This is a genomic window from Clostridium fungisolvens, from assembly GCF_014193895.1.
Taxonomy (GTDB): Bacteria; Bacillota; Clostridia; order Clostridiales; family Clostridiaceae; genus Clostridium_AR; species Clostridium_AR fungisolvens.
This window is the reverse complement of record NZ_BLZR01000001.1, coordinates 246,687-266,144: the sequence shown is the minus strand read 5'-3', so window position 1 is coordinate 266,144 and position 19,458 is coordinate 246,687. Positions and strand designations below refer to the sequence as shown.

The 19,458-nt window shown below is 31.2% G+C and carries 11 protein-coding genes; 2 read left to right on the top strand and 9 right to left on the bottom strand.

The window, feature by feature from the left end:
* Positions 1 to 276: 276 nt before the first annotated feature.
* Positions 277 to 1,311, top strand: a complete 1,035-nt coding sequence (locus bsdtw1_RS01040; RefSeq protein WP_183275745.1) for an acyltransferase family protein — start codon at positions 277 to 279, stop codon at positions 1,309 to 1,311.
* 132 nt (positions 1,312 to 1,443) lie between these two features.
* Here bsdtw1_RS01040 and bsdtw1_RS01035 read toward each other — a convergent pair whose 3' ends face one another.
* The 7 genes from bsdtw1_RS01035 to bsdtw1_RS01005 form a co-directional block, all read right to left on the bottom strand.
* Positions 1,444 to 2,118 (bottom strand): hypothetical protein, encoded by a 675-nt coding sequence (locus bsdtw1_RS01035; protein WP_183275744.1) that lies wholly within the window; start codon positions 2,116 to 2,118, stop codon positions 1,444 to 1,446.
* Complete coding sequence (locus bsdtw1_RS01030) at positions 2,115 to 4,616, bottom strand: glutathionylspermidine synthase family protein (RefSeq protein WP_183275743.1); 2,502 nt, start codon at positions 4,614 to 4,616, stop codon at positions 2,115 to 2,117. Before bsdtw1_RS01030 ends, bsdtw1_RS01035 begins: the two co-directional genes overlap by 4 nt.
* A gap of 123 nt (positions 4,617 to 4,739) precedes the next feature.
* Positions 4,740 to 5,072 carry a hypothetical protein gene (locus tag bsdtw1_RS01025; protein ID WP_183275742.1) on the bottom strand — a complete coding sequence of 111 codons (333 nt, stop codon included), beginning with the start codon at positions 5,070 to 5,072 and terminating at the stop codon, positions 4,740 to 4,742.
* Positions 5,073 to 5,086: 14 nt separating this feature from the next.
* Positions 5,087 to 5,713 (bottom strand): hypothetical protein, encoded by a 627-nt coding sequence (locus bsdtw1_RS01020; protein WP_183275741.1) that lies wholly within the window; start codon positions 5,711 to 5,713, stop codon positions 5,087 to 5,089.
* Positions 5,714 to 5,727: 14 nt separating this feature from the next.
* Positions 5,728 to 5,931 (bottom strand): hypothetical protein, encoded by a 204-nt coding sequence (locus tag bsdtw1_RS01015; protein ID WP_183275740.1) that lies wholly within the window; start codon positions 5,929 to 5,931, stop codon positions 5,728 to 5,730.
* 421 nt (positions 5,932 to 6,352) lie between these two features.
* Positions 6,353 to 7,177, bottom strand: a complete 825-nt coding sequence (locus bsdtw1_RS01010; protein ID WP_183275739.1) for a Cof-type HAD-IIB family hydrolase — start codon at positions 7,175 to 7,177, stop codon at positions 6,353 to 6,355.
* Between the two features lie 593 nt (positions 7,178 to 7,770).
* Complete coding sequence (locus bsdtw1_RS01005; RefSeq protein WP_183275738.1) at positions 7,771 to 8,154, bottom strand: desulfoferrodoxin; 384 nt, start codon at positions 8,152 to 8,154, stop codon at positions 7,771 to 7,773.
* A gap of 414 nt (positions 8,155 to 8,568) precedes the next feature.
* Here bsdtw1_RS01005 and bsdtw1_RS01000 point away from each other — a divergent pair, with 414 nt between their 5' ends.
* Positions 8,569 to 8,787: a hypothetical protein gene (locus tag bsdtw1_RS01000; RefSeq protein WP_183275737.1), complete on the top strand. Its 219-nt coding sequence runs from the start codon at positions 8,569 to 8,571 to the stop codon at positions 8,785 to 8,787.
* A 295-nt stretch (positions 8,788 to 9,082) separates the two neighbouring features.
* On the opposite strand, the gene bsdtw1_RS00995 is transcribed toward bsdtw1_RS01000, so the two are convergent.
* Both bsdtw1_RS00995 and bsdtw1_RS00990 read right to left on the bottom strand, forming a co-directional pair.
* Complete coding sequence (locus tag bsdtw1_RS00995) at positions 9,083 to 17,614, bottom strand: glycoside hydrolase family 94 protein (protein WP_183275736.1); 8,532 nt, start codon at positions 17,612 to 17,614, stop codon at positions 9,083 to 9,085.
* A gap of 381 nt (positions 17,615 to 17,995) precedes the next feature.
* A complete protein-coding gene (locus bsdtw1_RS00990) occupies positions 17,996 to 19,291 on the bottom strand; it encodes a M18 family aminopeptidase (RefSeq protein ID WP_183275735.1) in 1,296 nt (431 codons plus the stop codon).
* Between the last annotated feature and the right edge of the window lie 167 nt (positions 19,292 to 19,458).

Here is a 19,458-nt window from a genome sequence, read left to right as displayed (position 1 = left end):
TTTATTATAAAAAATTATCATTCTATAATTAACTAGCTATTTTTTTGCTAATTATTATTTTCATATTAAGGGAAATACTTGTTTAAAAAATGTGTTGCCTTTTTATTGACCATCTCTCTATCACATAAAGTGTCACACACTTTCCCACAATGATAAACTTTTTTTTAAAGATATCTGAAAACTAAAGATTGCCTCATTTTTTGTGCTAAAATAGGTTTTGTTAAAAGGTCGTTAAAACTTTTTAGGTAAATATTTATAGAAACAGGGGGATTCATTATGGGAAGCTCTAAAAGAGTGGATTATTTAGATATTGCAAAAGGTATCCTAATTATTACTGTTATTCTATGTCATAGCGATTTTCCTTTCGCTCAATATATGTATTGGTTTCATATGCCTGCGTTCTTTATAATAAGCGGTCTATTATACAAGAATAAGTTAAGTATAAAATCACAAGCTACTAAGTTTTTTATTCCTTATATAGCATTTTCAATAGTTGATATGGCGCTAACATTTATGACTAATCCTCAGGATTTTTCACTACCAAATATAGTTTACTATAGTTATGAGCATATATATGCTGGTAAAATGATGCCAGGTGTATTTTGGTTTATTCCTTGCTTATTCCTTACTAAGGTATTATTTCATTATGGAAAGAAATTATTATCAAACCAAGCTTTAATAATGTTATTAATCGGATTATATGTTGCTGGTCATGCATTTGTTTTAGCTACAGTACCTGAAAATGTAGTAGATATAACAACAGCTAACTATATCCCTTGGAATTTGGATGTACTAATGATTACATTACCATACTACGCAATTGGTTATTATGCTAAAGATTTATTGAAATTTGTTAATAATAAAATTACATTAATAATAAGCGGAGTACTTGCAATCAGTTATTTAAAATTAAATACTGATCTTCAAATTTATTATTATATGAATATAAAATATTCTGAGTTTAGATATTACTTCTTAGATTTATTAGTACCAATAACATTTACAATATTTATACTTTCTATAAGTTATCATTTAACTCAACTAAAACACCTAGGCTCTATCGCAAGCTTCCTTAAACTTGCTGGAGCAAATTCATTAATAATAATGTATTTGCATATTCCACTAAATCATTATTTTGAAACACTGTTTAATTATAACTACGTAATTTTCACCCTAATAGGGTTACTAATCCCATTAGGTTTAGCAATATTGATAAATAAGAATGAGCTTTGTGAGTTCATTTTTAAAGGAACAAGTCCATCATCATCATCATCATCATCAAAGAGTCACTCTGTGAGATTTGCTCATTAAATCTCATAAGTTGTTTTAATGTTAAAACAACAGAAAAACAGTAGAAAACTTCTTATAGTAGTTTTCTACTGTTTTTTATTATTATTCAAAATTTATATTTAATGTTTTTTATGAAATTAAATATTATATAAATTATTCAAAAGTCTTTAGTGTTCCTTTAGGTATATGAAGTTTGTAGTAAAATACATTTACATCTTTTCCTGAAAACTTTCCTGATGTAGATCTGTAGGTTCGTTTGAATACCTCAACATATCCTTTATCTAGATTATCTTCTTCAGATACACTACACTGCAATGAACTGACTTCCATATCATAGGACTTTTCACCCTGCTTCTCTACTTCAAATCTATAATAATTCTCTCCATCTGAACTAAAGGTACCTGCATAATAGTTATCTGTTTTTACAAGGTCGTATTTGCTGTCTAATTTTTCATTATAAGCACTAGCTTCGCTTATACCTAAGTATTCAAAGTACGCTTTTCCTTTATACATATTATCATCTGAACTATTGCTGCTTACTATCAAGATTATAAATACTGCTATTATTGCAACACCGCTAAATAATCCTAAAAGAACTCTAGCCAGAGTTAATGATTTTTTATCTTCATCATTTAAGTAGTTATACTTTTTATTCATAGATGGATTCTTAACTTTTTTATTAGTTTTTATCAATGAAGGGTTATACATTTTTTCTTTTTCTTTAGAAACAGCTTTATTATTAAACCTTGCGTCCCTAAGTTTGGAAGGATTCTTAGGAACTGTATTTAGGTTTTTATTTATGGCTGGCTTTTTATCATCTTCACTCATTTAACCACTTCTCCTTCCATTGTATATAAAGGTGAATACATGCATATGTTATTTGTTATTTTAGAGCCAACTCTAGTATATGCTCCTGCAAAGGTATCACCAACTATATAAGTACCAATTATGGGATATAAATTTTCCTTCCAAGTACTTAAATTAGACTTTACTGTAAATTTATGAGTAGCTCCTTTTATGGTCTCCTGAAATATGCAATCATAATCAGGTAATTGGTCTAATTCATAAGATAATCTTACCTTGTCTCCTTCTCTTCCGAGCAATGGCTTTACAATATAGTCCCCATTTAAAGTTGTGGGATCAAAGGTTGTATACGGAATGTATTTTTTTATAAGCATTCTTTCTTTTTCATCATAAAAGTTGTACTTTAATAGCTCATAAATTGCACTAAAAAAGCCTTTACTTTGAGGTATTATGGACCATGTTGGATTAATAGAAAATATGCTTTTATTTATTAATTTGCCTATAGCTTCAACTTCATATTGTGGTTCAAAAAACCAATCTAAAGGATAAAATCTATAAAAACAATCTATTTTATTTCCATACAAATAACACTGCTCATCTTTAACTTCAATATCATATATGCTACCTATAAGTAACTTTACGCGAGTATCTTTATTTTCTTTAATATATTCACCTTTAACAGCATCGTATATACTATTTATCGTATACCAATCTTCATAATAGGTTGCTGATACAATAGCCACTGTATTTACAGTTTTCTTTCTTCTTGCATCTTCTAATATCTTATAAAACTGGTCTTTAATCAGTGATTCTAATTTATCATTGATTCTATTAACTTTAAGACCATTGTCACATATTATCCTATCATAATAAAGCTTATCAATTACAAGACTTTCGCACACTCCAGCTGGTGTTTCTGCATTAAGCTCCAGCACCTTAAAGTTTCCGTACTTATCTAATATCCAATCCATTCTACCTATAAATATGAGCTCATCAGTAAATTCTCGTTTAATAGTTTCTTCTAGATTTTGTATTCCAAGTATATCTCCGTATAAATCTAGATTGTTATATATTAACTTCGCAGTTTTCTTAAAAATAGATGCTAATTTTTCAGTGGCATCCTTTAATTCTTGGACCTTGCCATCTTCCATTACAATGATTTCTTTACTTAGATACTCATAATTCTTTGCATAAATCCCTGTGAATCCATGTTCTAATATAGCCTCTTTTTTTAAAGCTTCCATATCAATATTAGGACTTATTATCCTTAATTGAGGTGATTTATTTATACTTACAGAACTTATCCAAGTGCTTTCTTCTTCAGTAAGATAGTCATCATTCCATCTTATACAACTACCTATAAAATCATGACCACTTAAGAATATACCATAATTACCAAATGCCTCAACATCATAGCTAAATCTCTCATCGTAATAAGGTGCAGTCTCCATCTCTATTTCACAGAATTCTTGAAGTATGAATTTTTTGTACTGCATTTGTTCTTCAACATATTTCATACTTTCCTTCCATTCTGCTTCATCATGAAGAATTCCTATAAATACATCTATACTATATCTTCCGAACACAGGCTTTACAACATACTTATCCTTTTCACGTAGAGCTTTATAAAAATTGTCTTCACTTAAAATCTCAGTTTTAGGTAGTACTGAAGTTATTACGTTAATTTCTAATTCACTAAGCCTTGAATCTTTATCCTCTGCTAGTGCCCATAAATATGCATATAAGCTTTTACTTTGAGCTATTATTACCCTCGGATCATTTAATATTAAGAACTTATTATTGTCATGGAGCCTTAAGATATGTTCAAAATCCCTTACTTCATATAGGAATTCTGTAGGATATAATCTTATCATTACATCGATTTGTTTATTAAAGGCATAAACCTTATCCCCTACTACATTGAAATTATCTGGCCCTGCTAAGATAAAGAAATGTTTACTGTCTTCAAGTAAGTCTTTAATATACATCGCTAGATGGGTCTCTTCATATCTAGAAGGTGCAGTCAAAAATGCAATATTCAGCTCTTTCTTATCTGGAATCTCTTCAGTACAAATCCTTTTGAATACACTGCGTAAATCCTTATCAAAATTATCACCAAAAGCATTTTCAAATGTTGAATTAAAGCTGCACTCTCTCTGTGCACAAGGCTTATCATAGTTAAGCTCGCTATAAAATATTCCGTCTTCTTTTCTAAATCCATCATATCTAACCCACAAGGTTTCAGGTAGTTTTCTTTTTATAGCTATTATCTCATCTTTATATTTGAAATCTGGTATATATGGTTTTACATCTTCAAACTCTTTATTGATTCCGTTAAGGATTCTTTCTATAAGAGTATTTAGAATTTCACTACTTTTTTTAAAATTATTTGCTAAAGCTTCGCTTATAAACGCTGGTTCATCAGCAAACACATCATTTTTTCTTGTGGTATGGACCATATCATATTTAAACATCATCATGTCACTAAGGCTTTTATATCCATCATAATGACTTTTTTGCATAAAAATCACTCTTTTCTTTTTTTTGATGTACCACTTCATTTTTAAATTTATATTTTTAAATTCTCTCACCAGAAGCCGTGAGAGTTTTAAAAATGGTTTTCGGTTTGAAGTGTTACATCCTTATTAACTCGAAGAGCTTGTCATTCTATCACTTTTGTACCCATAAAGACCTTTTCCATCTTGCCATGCTTTCCAGCTATCAGAAGAAAACTTTGTTGCCTTTCCCCTAAGTAGTATAGGTACATTTGATGGAAATATTATTGCAGTAGAACCAGTACCATGATAAGCGTCATCATTCTCAAATTGATCTATGGTTTCCTGTTCCTCATCTTCTGAAATTCCATTATTAGAATTTGCTTTAACAATCAACTTTCCCTCACTGTACAAAGGACTTGCTAAGCTTACTGCAGTTGCAACTGACAATGCTAAAGCCCTTTTTTTCCACTTTTCATCCATTTACTATATCTCCCTTAAAACTCTAGAATTTCTTCAACATCAAAATCACTTCTTCTTAGGTATTCTAAATAATACTTTACATCTTCTTTTACATAATCCTCAGAAATATATACAATATTTTTTATCCCAAGTGCTTCTAACATGTCTGCAGGAGGCAATTCCTCTTCAGTTATTTCATATTGATTATTGAACTTCATATAATCACAGGTATAATCTTCCTTATACCTATCTTTGTCCAATACGAAGCAGTATGCTTTTGGATTTATAAGCTCTAACCTATCACTATATACTAGTAATCTCTGAGCCATATTCTCATCCCCAACTATTCCGAAAGTATGGAAGATATGATTAAAGGATAAAATAGGCTTTACTTTAACTTCGTTATTTAATAATAGGGCCATATCTAAAGCTAAGTTCACTTCAAAATCAATAATATATAGGCTATCAGCTTCAAATCTATGTTTTAATTTACCGAATTTATCTATACTATCACTACTAGGTGAAATTGTACCATCTAGTAAAAAATCAGTATAATTTTTCATGGTAGCAAAAGGGGTTACTTTAAAATAACATTGAAATTCTTCTAACCCCTTCTGCCAATTATCATACACTTTGTAAATATCTATTTCAGTTCGTCGCATTATTATCTCCTGCTTTAATATCCAGCACTTTGCCCTGCTTTATAAGTCACAGCAAATACTTTCGTCAAATTCACAATATGAGTATATCCACTGGTATCTTGAAGAGTAAGATAATCACCGTTTTGCTTAACATCCTTTACTTCCACTGTAACATCTGGCATTTCACTATTGTAAGAATCTATTGAATTATAAATATAACATTGAGTTATTCCATACATTTTTTTATCACCTCTAAATTTGAAATTTAATATATTCATTTTATAACAATTGGAAAATTTATTAAATAGCACTAATATAAATTTTACCTTAAGATTAACTTTATGCTATAAAAGTATAAATAAGTATTAATACTTATCTCACTAATATTTATTGTGTTTTATCCATGTAAGATTTATTTATATGTTGTTAAATCACCCTGTTGATATTAAGTGATTGACCATCGAAAAAATCATTTAATTCTAGTTACTCAATCATATAGCGTCTCTTGTATAAACACCTAATTTCCAATAATATCTTTGAACTTCCCCTAAATTATGCATATAACTAAACAAAAAAGAGCTGCTTTTGAATATATTCTAAAATGCTAGGTATAACATTTTAGATGTACTTCATCTCACAGCTCTTTCATTTATTACTATCTTACAATACAAACTTTTCTATAGCCTTTGCCACTCCTGAATTTACATTTGTATCTGTAACATAATCTGCTTCTTTTTTAATTTCATCTGGTGCATTTCCCATAGCGATACCAAGACCTGCATATCTTATCATTGATAAATCATTTTCGCTATCTCCTATGCATATTATCTCCTCTTGCTTTATGCCAAGCATTTCTGCCAAGTTCTTTACTGCGTTTCCCTTAGATGTACCAGCATTCATTACCTCAAAGTTGTTAGTCCATGAACTTACCACTTCAAGATCTTTATATTGTCTCAATTCTGCTTTAGCTTTCATCAGCCTATCTATATCTGCTTCTTCAACGCATATGGCTTTAAGAATCTCACCTTCATGTCTCTTAAATGCTTCTTTAAAGTCTGTTCCTTCATCGAATTTTATTCTTCTTTCTTCTGGCAATTCCTTATTATTAACTTTATAACCATGACTTTCTCCTACGACGCTCTCTGATATTAAGGTATCATGAGTATTAAAATATGTTAGAAGGTCATATTTTTTTATAACTTCATAAATTCTTCTTAATTGATCATCATTAAGTGAAGATTTGTATATTACTTCTTCTCTATCTTTTTCTCTAACATATGCACCGTTTGAAGCAACTATTGGCACCTTTATCCCAATTAAATCCGCATAATATTTTGCTGATGTAAACAATCTTCCAGTAGTTATAGCAATCTTTATTCCTTTATTATAAGCCTGCAATACAGCATTTCTATTCTCTTCGCTTATGGTACTTGGACTACTTAAGAGTGTACCATCCATGTCTAGGCATATTAGTTTATATTTCATCAGAAGTTCATCCTCTCCTATTTATTACTGTATATAGATGAATCACTTCATAATTAAACTTATATTTTCAAATTCTCCTCTAAGAACCCAGAGGAGTTTTGAAAATAGATTTCTGATTGAAGTGTTTCATCTTTAGATGTACCGGTTCGTAATAAAACTTATTATTTTTAAATTCTCTCACCATAACCCGTGAGAGTTTTAAAAATAGTTTTGGTTCGAACTGGTGCATCTTTAGATATACCAATTTAATCTATACTTAAAGAATTTATAAGTGAATACAAATAAGTACTTTAAGTACGATCTTTATCTTGCAAATCTAATTGTAAAACAATTTATCTATATATTTATTATAACAAATTTTCTACATTCTTACCCAAATCTATAAGTTAATTTTAATGTTAAGTTTTGTTTATAAAACTTGCAAAGAGCTCCTATATAGAATTTATACTTGTTAGAAAATCACACACCTGAATTATGTAAGCATGTATTAATTAATAGTTGAGCTAGGAACTATATATAATTTTCAACAGCGATAATTAATACCACAAAAAAGGAAGCTTGTTCTGCTTCCTTTAAAAATTATATTGCTATTTTTATAGTTCTACTTTCCATAATCCATGTAAGTTACAGTATTCTCTAACTGCTACTACCTTTTCATCACCAGTGTTAAAATACACTTCTGGCTTGTCTCCAGCTTTTAATGTACCTCTTAGTACTTTTGATTCAGTGATAACTTCTATCCACTGTATTAAGTGTTCTTCTGTCATTGGATGAGCTACTTCGCCAACCTTAACTAATACTCCGCCTTCAACAGCTTCTACTACTGGAACATGCTTTTCTTTTGCTCCATCAGTTGTATTTTCTTTTTTAAGAGTCATTGGCTTTCCACAGCAAACTAAAGTTCCACCCGCTTGATTTACTACCTCAACAATGTTACCACACACTTCACATTTGTATACTTGATTTACTTCTGTCATATAATTCTCCTCCTATTCATTATGTGATGAAATTTACTTTAACCCAATTAATATATATATTTATTAAACATATATTAGATGACCACTTCATCATAAAATTTATATTTCTGGTGCGGTTAAAACACCATATTGAAATTAAACATAGCAATATCTTTAAATTCTTCTCTTAAAACCTAAACAAATGTTAAAATAGATTTCCTATTGAAGTGGTCCACCTTTAATTGATAGGTTTAAAGCCATATCCTTAATCTGGACTAATTAAATATATATTCCTATCATTATTATAAAATTCATGGGTCTTTTTTACAATATAAAATTAGTAAAATTTGAGATACTATAAATTAACCACTTTATATTTAAGCTTATATTTTCAGCTTGAAGTGGTTAATTTTAAAAACTAAAGGAGTGAGATTTATGACAAACAAAAGTAAAGTTACCAATAAAACTTATTTACCAAATGATAGAGATTGGTATTCACCTGAAGGACATGACTTAATTTCTCTTTCTCAAACTGGAAATACCTATACTAAATTACCTAATCCTAAGACAGATCCTATTGTATCAAACAACATTTCATATATGGAATTTGATTATACTGACCAATCCTTATATGAAGATCAGGACTCAGATTAAAAGAAGTTGCTATTAAAGCGTTGCGTTGAAATTAAGTGGTTAATCATCCGATGCTTTAATGAGCTTGCGCATATAGCATCTCCTGTCTAACCATTTAATTTTAACAATATTGTTAAACATATCTTAAAAGAAAATGCATGTTCTAAATCATCAATTATGATTTTTGAACATGCATTTTTATTGATGAACCACTTCAGCCTTAAATTTACGTTTCCCAACTCTCTTGCCAGAGGTCGAGAGAGTTTTGAAAATATATTTATATTTGGGTTTGGAGCAGTTCATCTTTAATTTAAACTTATATCTGTACCTCTACTTCATGATTTCCTTCTAGGTATGGAATAATATCTTCTTTTAGTACTTTTCCATCTAAAATAATTGTTTTTGATGGCTTTTTATCACTGGAATTAGTAGCCTTATTAATATCTTGTGTTACTACTATGTGATAATGCATATTGTCTTTATTGTACTCTATCTCATATTGCTTCCAATTAGTTGGTATAGAAGGTTCTATCTTGAAGCCTTTGTCGTAACTTCTATTAAAGCCTAGCATATATTCAACTGCTGCCTTATACATCCAACCTGAAGCACCTGTATACCAGCTCCAGCCTCCTCTACCTCCATGTGGTTCTTGGAGATATACATCTGCAGCCATTACATAAGGTTCTACCTTATAGGTCTTACTTGATAATTCTGAAGAACTATGGTTGATTGGATTTATCATATTGAAATATTGCCATGCCTTATTGCCCATTCCAAGCTTTGCCATTGCTACAATAACCCAAACTGCAGCATGAGTGTACTGGCCTCCATTTTCTCTTACTCCAGGTACATATCCTTTGATATATCCTGGTTCTAATTTTGAGTTATTAAATGGTGGATTTAGCAGAAGTATGATTCCTTTATCTTCTTTTACCAAATTATTCTCAATAGCGTCCATAGCTTCTTTAACTCTTTCTGGCTTTCCACCACCAGTTATTGCTGCCCAACTTTGTGCTAAAGAGTCAATTCTACATTCATCATTTTCTTTAGAACCTAATGGAGTTCCATCATCAAAGTATGCTCTTCTGTACCAGCCACCATCCCAAGCATTCTTTTCAAGATTTTCTAGGATGAAGTTTCTGCTGTCGGTAAAGTTTTTCGTATTCTCTTTGTCGTTCTTATAACTAGTTACTTCAGTGAAATCTCCTAGTATTTCATATAAGAACCATCCAAGCCATACACTTTCACCTTTTCCTTCATTACCTACAGTACTCATTCCATCATTCCAGTCACCGCTACCCATTAAAGGTATATTATGTTCTCCATATTTCAACGCATATTTTATTGCTCTTATGCAGTGATCATAGACTGTTCCAGAAGATTTAGACTCAAATCTATCTGAGTATCTTTCATCTTCTCCATCTTTAAGTGGGTCATCATATAAGAAAGGGGCTTCCTCTTCTAAAACACTATAATCACCAGTAGCTTTTAGGTACTTTGCAACAACGTAAGGTAACCATAATAAGTCATCACTAAATCTTGTTCTTATACCACTGTTTACCACAGGATGCCACCAATGTTGAACATCTCCTTCTTCATATTGTCTCGAAGCACTCCTAAGAATTTGATTTCTCGTAATTGTTTCATCTAGTATTCCTAAAGACATTGAATCTTGAAGTTGGTCTCTATATCCATAAGCTCCACCGGATTGATAGAAGGCTGTTCTTGACCAGTATCTACAACTCATTGTTTGATACATCAACCATCCATTTACCATGTAATCCATTGACTTATCTGGAGTCTTTATCTTGACTGTTCCTAAGAAACCTTGCCAGTAATCTTTAACCTTAGTCAAAGTATCATCCACATATTGTAGATTGCTATATTTATTTATAGAATTTCCTATAGCTTCTACACTCTCTTCTGCACCAAACATTAATATCAGGGTTTTCTTTTCTTTTGGTTTCATTGTAATCTTAGTTTGAGCACCTAGGCATGGATCTAAGCCTCCTCCTACTGTATCTGATAGTTTCTCAAGTCTTAAAGCTTCTGGATATCCCAGTCCTTCATTTCTCCCTAGGAACTCAACTCTATCACCAGTAAAGCTCTCTTCATCTCCTCCATAAAACTTTAGATAGCTCTTATAGTTACCGAAGTTTGCAGAGTATGGATTGCTAGCCCATATGAATCTTTCCTTTTTATCTTTATTACTTTCCTTTGCATTCATTTCACTAATATAAGTTGATACATATTGAGCTGATTGTTGAGGAACAACCCCTAATACTAGCTGTGCATAATAATATAATGATATTATTCTTTGATCTTCTCCACTATTTTCAAGTTCTATTTTTAATATTTTTATATTATCTTCCATAGAGCAAAACATAGTAGTCTTACCATTTATATTATGATAGTCATGGCTAAATCTAGAGTAACCAAAACCATGTTCTACAACATATTCCCCTGTATCTCTTAATGGTTTAGGTGTTATGCTCCATATCTCTTCGTTTATATCATCTCTTAAATATAAACATTCAGTTGCAGTATCCATAACCCAGTCATTATTCCAAGGAGTAATCTTGTTTTCTCTAGAGTTTCCAATCCAAGTATAGGCAGATCCACTTTCAGAAACATGGAATCCAAAGTCCCCATTTGATATTACATTTATCCAAGGTGCAGGTGTATCTCTATGATCATTTAATACAACTACATATTCACTGCCATCCTTCTTAAACCCACCATAACCGTTAAAGAAATCTAAATCTTCTATATTATATTTATAGTTTATACTTCCTTCATAACTACTAAATCCATTATACTTAATATCTTTTTCATTCTTATCTTTATCTGTATTGGCATTTTCTCGAAGTATAGTCTCTCTTCTAGGTATATCATATCCTTGAAGCTCTTTGTGCCTTAAAATCACATCATCTCTAACCTTTTTATCCTTTGCTTCCCATTGCTTCATCTGATTTAACAAAGTGCCTTTATCAGAGCTAATAACAAGCTTTGCTATACCTAATAAGAAATCTCTCATTTCATCACCTAAGGTGCTTTTACTATGAAGGTATATTCCACCAGGTTTATTCCAGTAATCTCTTGATTGGGATGTATTAACTTGCTCTATTATATTTTTTTGTACTGGCAGATCATAAGAAGTTTCTTCATCATTGTATATTAGTAAATCTGACTTAAGACCTTTGCTTCTCCAATAGTAATGCATGTTAATCACTTGTCTAAGAAGGTCCATATCAGCTTCTTCTTTTATCACAAGCATGAGTATAGGAAGGTCTCCTGAAATTCCATAAGGCCATAAGTCTCTTTGATGTTTACTTAATGCCTTTATGTATTTTTCATTTTCTCTTCTCCAAGTAGTTAGAAATAATATATTTGAGGCTAATGATTGGAATAGGTTAGCTTGAAATGATTTTATACCTAAATACTTCATTTCTAAAGCTACCTGCTGAGTTGCACCTATAAAAGCTCTTTCACTGGAACTATTATCTGTGTACTTGCTTGCAATTTTCATAACCTCTTCTCTACTATCACCTGCAATAGTAACATAGGATACTGATACTTTTTGCTTTGGAGGTACCTTTACCATAACTCTCATAGATATAATAGGATCCAGTATTATACCTACACTATTATTTAATGCAGTATCGTTATCCATAGCCCTTGGAGCTCTTAGATTTCTATTTCTTCCTATAAAGTCTGCTCTAGCAGTTTCATAGGATACTGCTCCTATAATATCACCATCACTTACCACCTTTTGAACTAGATGATGTTGTTTTTGTCCTTTTGCTCTTGGTCTTCTTTTAGCTATGATACATCTATTATCTTCATCATACTCTGTTGTGATAAATAAATTTGAGAAAGTTGGATGAACCACATCAGCACTGAAGGGCGCTAAAGTAACTTCCATATAACTTGTTATCTCGATATTTCTCACGCTTTCAGAATTATTCTTTAAAGTGATTTTTCTTACTTCTGCATCATATTGTGAAGATACACATACTTCCATAGAGCTTTCAATATTTCCAACACTTCTCTTAAAGAATGCTTTATCTAAAGTAAACTGAACTACTTCTTCATCGCCAGCTACTCTACATGGTTCATATGAAGGGCTCCAGTATTCATTAGAGTTCAAATTCTTTATGTAGAATAGCACTCCTCCACCTTCATCTGTAGTGTCTGACTTCCATCTATTCACAGTCATTTCACCTTTTTTACTTAACCCACTTCCACTATTGGTTATGATTGTGGAATATGAACCATTTGATAACAGAAGAACCTCTGGATTTTCTGTAGCTGAAGAGTATTCTCTTACTATAAGTGGTTCTTGCTCAACCTTAATTTCTGGCAAATCAAATTGTTGCTTTCTAGTAAATATTTCATGATATCCTTGTTTTTCTTGAAGTAATAACTCAAAAGCCTTTACTTGAGGAAGCTTATGAAATCTTTCTTGGAGTATGTTTTCATTTACAAAGTTATCAAGTGACATTAAACTCATGCCTTGATGATGTACCATAAAGCATTTAACTGGAGATTCTTGTTTTCCTCTAGTTACTCTTTCTTCAGTAAAATCTATAGCTTCATAAAATCCATATCTTCCTATCATGCCTTTATTTATCAAGGTATTCATATTTTCTATTGAAGATAATGGTGCAAAACTTAATGCCATTACTGTTGAATAAGGTGACACTACCAACTCATCTACCAAGCCTCTTTTTAATCCTATTCCTGGCACACCGAAAGCTTTATACTGGTAGTTCATTGCTACATCAAAATGATAAAATGCTGACTCTGATATTCCCCAAGGAATACCTCTTTTATTGGCATAGATCTTTTGAGCTTCTATTACAGAGTTATATGTTAAATCCCATAGAGTTCCTTCGTAATTTTTCATTATTAAGGCTGGCATAAAATACTCAAACATTGTTCCGCTCCAAGAAACTAAGCTCTTTATACCAAAAGCTGTGGTTATAGCTCTACCTAACTTAAACCAATGTTCATACTCTACATCACCTTTTGCTATCGCTATAAAAGATGCAGCCCTTGCTTCAGATGCCAACAAATCATAGCAGTTATCTCCTAAAGTATTGTTCTCCATATCGTATCCGATTGAGAATATCTTTCTATGACTATTATATAAAACCTTGAAATCTGTTTCAGTAGCCATCACATCTAGTCTTCCGATTATATTGTTTATCTTTGCTATTAAATCTGCAACAGGACTAGTTTTAATCTGTATTTCCTTATTATTCGACTCAGACTTTTTAGCCAAGCTATTATTTAGAGCAGCTTCGAGATTGGTAACTGGAACCTTTAACAATATATTTCCTAGTTCATTCAATCTATCATCATCGTCATTTTCTTCACTACAGGATTCTATAATTTCTCCTAACTCAGCCAGCTTCATTACAGCTTCTTTTTTTAGCTTTGCTATCCAATATAACTCTTTTTGTTTGTTTTCCAGTTCTATATTTAAACACTTATCTACTATATCTTTTAGTGTCTCCATATAATTCTTCAAATTCATATCTTCACTACGTATAGTCTCTTTTTCTAATTTAAATATTCCGTTATCTTTAATTTCTTCTTCAATAATGCTCATTGTGTCTATCAATGAGTTTCTTTGATTATCTGATATAAGTGGTTTCTTTAAATATTCACTTAAAGCTTCTTCGATAACCCATAGATATCCTACTAAATTTCCACTATCAACAGTAGAAACATATCTAGGCCATAATGGAGTCCTTGTTCTTGTATCATACCAGTTTAAAAAATGACCATGATACTTATCTAATTTATCCATACTATTAAGAATTTTTTCTATCCTATCTACTGTATCGAAAAGTGTAATATACCCCATATCCCTTGCAACTATATTTGACATAAGCCCCATTGCCATATTAGTTGGTGAGGTTCTAAAAGCCACTCCATTGTTAGGATCTTCTTGAAAATTATCTGGTGCTAAATAGTTATTTTCTTCATTTACAAAATCCTCATAATAAGCCCATGTTCTTCTGCCTAAGGTTCTTATAAGCAGCTTATCCTTTTCTGGTATCTCATTGAAGGTAGTTGTCGCATTTCTATCTTCCTTACTTATTAAATAAGCTATTAGAGGACTTATAATCCATAAAATAGATATTAATAAATTTGTACTTCCTAAAGATATTGACTTATTAAAGGTTGCTATCAAATACAATACACCTATAAGTGATGAGAGCCACATATACTTGAAATAGCTGTATAGATCTTTACTACATGCAGCCTCAACATCTGCTGAAGTTTGCCACTGAAGCATATTTTTCTTAGATATAGTTGATCTATATATAGTTCTTATTATGGCATCTAACATTATTACACATTGATTTGGTAAGAAAGTTATTGTTAAAAGTACTTGCTTTAAACTTCTTAGTATATCTTTTTTCTTATATTTAGGTGTAATCATCATGTCTGTGAAAGCAAAGGCTACAAGTGATATTACTCCTAGAAGGGTGAATATATCCCACAGCATACCATTTTTTAATACAATTACAGTAATGAATAGACTAATTACAATCCATGGTGCTACTATACTTCTTCTTAAGTTATCAAATATCTGCCATCTAGATAATAACTTTAGCTTCTTATTAAATAGCCAAGGTAGTATCTGCCAATCTCCTCTAATCCATCTATGAGATCTCATACAGCTAGCTTTATAAGAAGCTGGATATCCATCAACTACATTTACATCAGTTAAAAGTGCACATCTTGTATATGAACCTTCTAATAAATCGTGACTTAAAACTGTATTTTCAGGGATTTCGTCTTTTAAAATATTATAAAATGTATCGATATTTATAATACCTTTTCCTGTGAAAATACCTTCCTTAAATAAATCTTGATAAGAGTCTGATGCAGCGCTAGAGTATACATCTATCCCTCCATCACCTGCAAATATTTGAGTGAATATAGTTTTTTCTGAAGCCTCGATCTTCATATCTACCTTAGGCTGCATTATTCCATATCCTCTTATTACTCTGCCCTCATTGTTTACAATAGCTGAATTTAAAATATGAGCCATGGCTCCAACTAGTTTTTTCCCTGCCCCCATAGGCAGTACTGTGTCTGCATCCAATGTTATTAAATATTTAGCTTTTTTAAGTTCATCTATATTGCCACTAATAACATTGTAGCTAGTTTCTCTATCATTTCTTAGAATAGCCATGAATTCCATGAGCTTTCCTCTTTTTCGCTCCCAGCCCATCCAAATGTTATCTCTATCATTAAACACTCTCTTTCTATTAAAGAAAAAGAAATGTTCTGATTTTCCTTTAAAATACTTTTCATTTAGTAGCTTTGCTGACTCTTTTCCAATAAAATTTATGTCCTTATCTGTTTCTTCTTCCTCATTTTTAGAATCAGCTAGATCTCCTAACAATGCAAAATAAAAGTTATCATCTTTATTCGCTATATAGTAAACCTCTAAAGAATCCATAAGTTCCTTTACCTTGCGACTACTGCTAAATATAGCAGGTATAACAACTAAGGTTCTAGAATCCTCAGGTATATTTTTTTCAAAATCCAGCTTAGGCAAGAAATCCGGCTTATAAAGTTTAGTTATACTCCAATTCATAAACCCGACCACAACCTCAGATATAGGCAATAGTACAATTAAAGCACCAGTAACTAGTTCTCCTGTAGACATATAAGGATCAAAAGCATATGCTAAAGATATAACTATTATTTCGCATAATATGATTAGACATATTTGATATAATATAAATCTCCCTGGCGCTACTGCTTTCTTACTCCTAAACTTACCTATGCTTTTTTCTAAATCTTTTTCTCCTTGATCTAGCAAATAATAACCTACATGAGCTTTGTATCTCTCGTTTTCAAAAGACTTAGCAATCTCACATAATTTCAAAGCCTCTTCTACTACTTTCCATTCCTCTTTTGCTGTAGATCTACTTATTTCTTCAACTCTATGTCTATAGAAATCCTTGGAGTCAAAATCCATATTACTATAGGTTCCTTCAGGATCTTCACTCAAAAGCTTTTCTATTCGGGATACACTATCAAAAACATACTTCCAACTAATAGCATCTATGGTTCTAAGTGAAGTTATATAATTCCCCATAGAAAGTTGAAGCTTATTTTCTCTTATAAACTCTCCTGTAATGGCATCTTCAAAATTTTCTTCTTTTGTTATCTTCTTTTCTAATACCTTATAAAGTTCATCATTATCTATGGAATTATCTCTTAAAACTCTAAATAACTTTTCACCCATTTCAATTGAGAACTTCTCATTATTTTTGCCTATTTCTTCAACTGTGTCTGCCAAACTATCATTATTACTGCTATCTATTATTCTATAAGCTAATTCTTCTCCGCTTTGTTTTTCTTTTTGGATATATGCAAGCTTATCGGTAACTGTTGCTATACCTTCTATTAACGCAACTCTTAACATCAAAGGAAAAGCCCATAACTCTCCTAAAGTTATATACTCTTTATCATCACAGCCTTTTAGGAAATTTATTGTGTCGTGTTCCTCTACTTTTCCGTCATTAGACTTAAGAAGATCTTTAGCTAAAAGATATATTTTAGGACATGACTCTTCTCCACTAACCAAGGGAAGATTTTCGAAATATCCCCATGGCATATTTATCTTAATAGTTTTATACTCTTTTTCTATAACATAAATATTGTCTAAAAGCCATTCTGCAGCCCCAACTATATCTTTATTCTCTTTTACTTGCTGATTAATATATTGATAGTTTTCTAAAATTCTACTATAACTCTCTTTTAGAGAATACATTATTCTCCTTCTGCAGTTAACTGAATCAAGTATCTTCATAAGTTTTTTCCTTCCCTCTCTATAGTGTACATTTTATTTTTTCCAAATGTAGCAGAATTATAGTGATTGTCCATTAGTTTTTTTTATTTTTGTACATAAACTCCATTTTTACGCCTAAATATAACCCATATAAAATGAAAAAAATCATAAGTGAGCCTAATTCACTTATGATTTTTACAATATTATTAATCTTATTCAATTAAAAACGTATATAGGGTTACTAGCTCAACTATTAATTTACATATGCCCGAAAATCTCCAGAAGCCGAGATTTTCGAACAAGTATAAATTAAGTTTCGCCATAGGAACCCTTTACTTTAGTCCAAAATCAGTATTTAAACTTTCACTAGTTTTGACGAACAATTTTAAAGGCACATCAAAACTATATACTATAAAAAGTTTCAAAAGACTTTATACAATAATAATGATCCTTTACTCCTCCTAGTTCTCTTACAGAATGCATAGAAAGAATTGGAGTTCCCATATCAACAGATCTTATATGAAGATGAGTTGAGGATATTGGCCCTATTGTTGATCCACCTCTTAGGTCCGATCTATTAACAAATCTTTGGACAGGCACTCCGGCTTTTTTGCATATTTCTTCATAAACTACTGAAGAGTTCGAATCAGAGGTATAGCTTTGAGAAGCTGCTATCTTTATAACAGGTCCTCCATTTACAACTGGTCTAAGTACTGGATCATGCTTTTCTCCGTTGTTAGGATGAACTGCATGAGCTAAGTCTGCAGATATTAAGAAGGATTTTGCAAGTGCTCTAAAATAGTGTTCTCTATCTCCTCCTAGACATAGCACTATTCTTTCTAGTATATGAGCTAAAAGCTCCGAGTCTGCCCCTTGTTTAGTTTCACTTCCTACTTCTTCATTATCAAAACAAGCCATAACATTTGTAGCTGCAGATGCTTGAGTATTTATCATTGCATTTATCCCGGCATGAACCATGGCTAAATCATCAAGTCTTGATGAAGATATAAATTCATTATTTAATCCCATTATACAACCTTTTTCAAACTCATATAAAAACAGATCAAAATCCAATATATCTTCAGTATCTACCTTTAATTCTTCTGCTATAGTGTTAATCAAATACTTACCACTTTCAAGCTTTTCATTTATCATCGATAGTAAAGGAAGTGTGTCCTTTTGTCTATTTAGTTTAACCCCATCATTAACCTCTCTATTCATATGAATAGCTAAGTTTGGTATAACAAGTATTGGTCTATTAATATTTACAAGCCTAGTTTCTGGAAACAGAGGATTTTTTCCTCTTATAGTTACTCTGCCAGCTAACGAAAGCGGTCTATCAAACCAAGTGTTTAGTATAGGCCCACCATATACTTCAGTATTTAACTTTATATATTTGTTTTCTGCTGTAATCTCTGGATTTGGCTTCACTCTAAAGGTTGGAGAATCTGTATGTGCACCTATTATCTTAAATCCGTTCTCTTCTATTCTTCCAGTTCCAACTTTGAATGCTATAAGTGCAGAATCATTTTTAGTAACAAAATATTTCCCTTCCTTTTTTAGCTTCCAGCTTTCTTCTTCCTTAAGTTCCTTAAAACCGTTTTTAGTCAATTCCTTTTTTACATTTTCAACTGCATGAAAAGCTGTTGGGCTTTCATATAAAAAATCTATAAGTTCCTTTGCTAACTGTATTTCCATAATTCACCTCTATAATTTTATAATTTAACATCTTAATAATTTAGCTAAAGTTTTTATACTAAAAATATTTAATATCTATTCTTAATTATTATTAATTAAATAGTATCCTATTATAATCATCATCTTAATATATTATATTTAATATTTCCTATATTATCAAATTATTG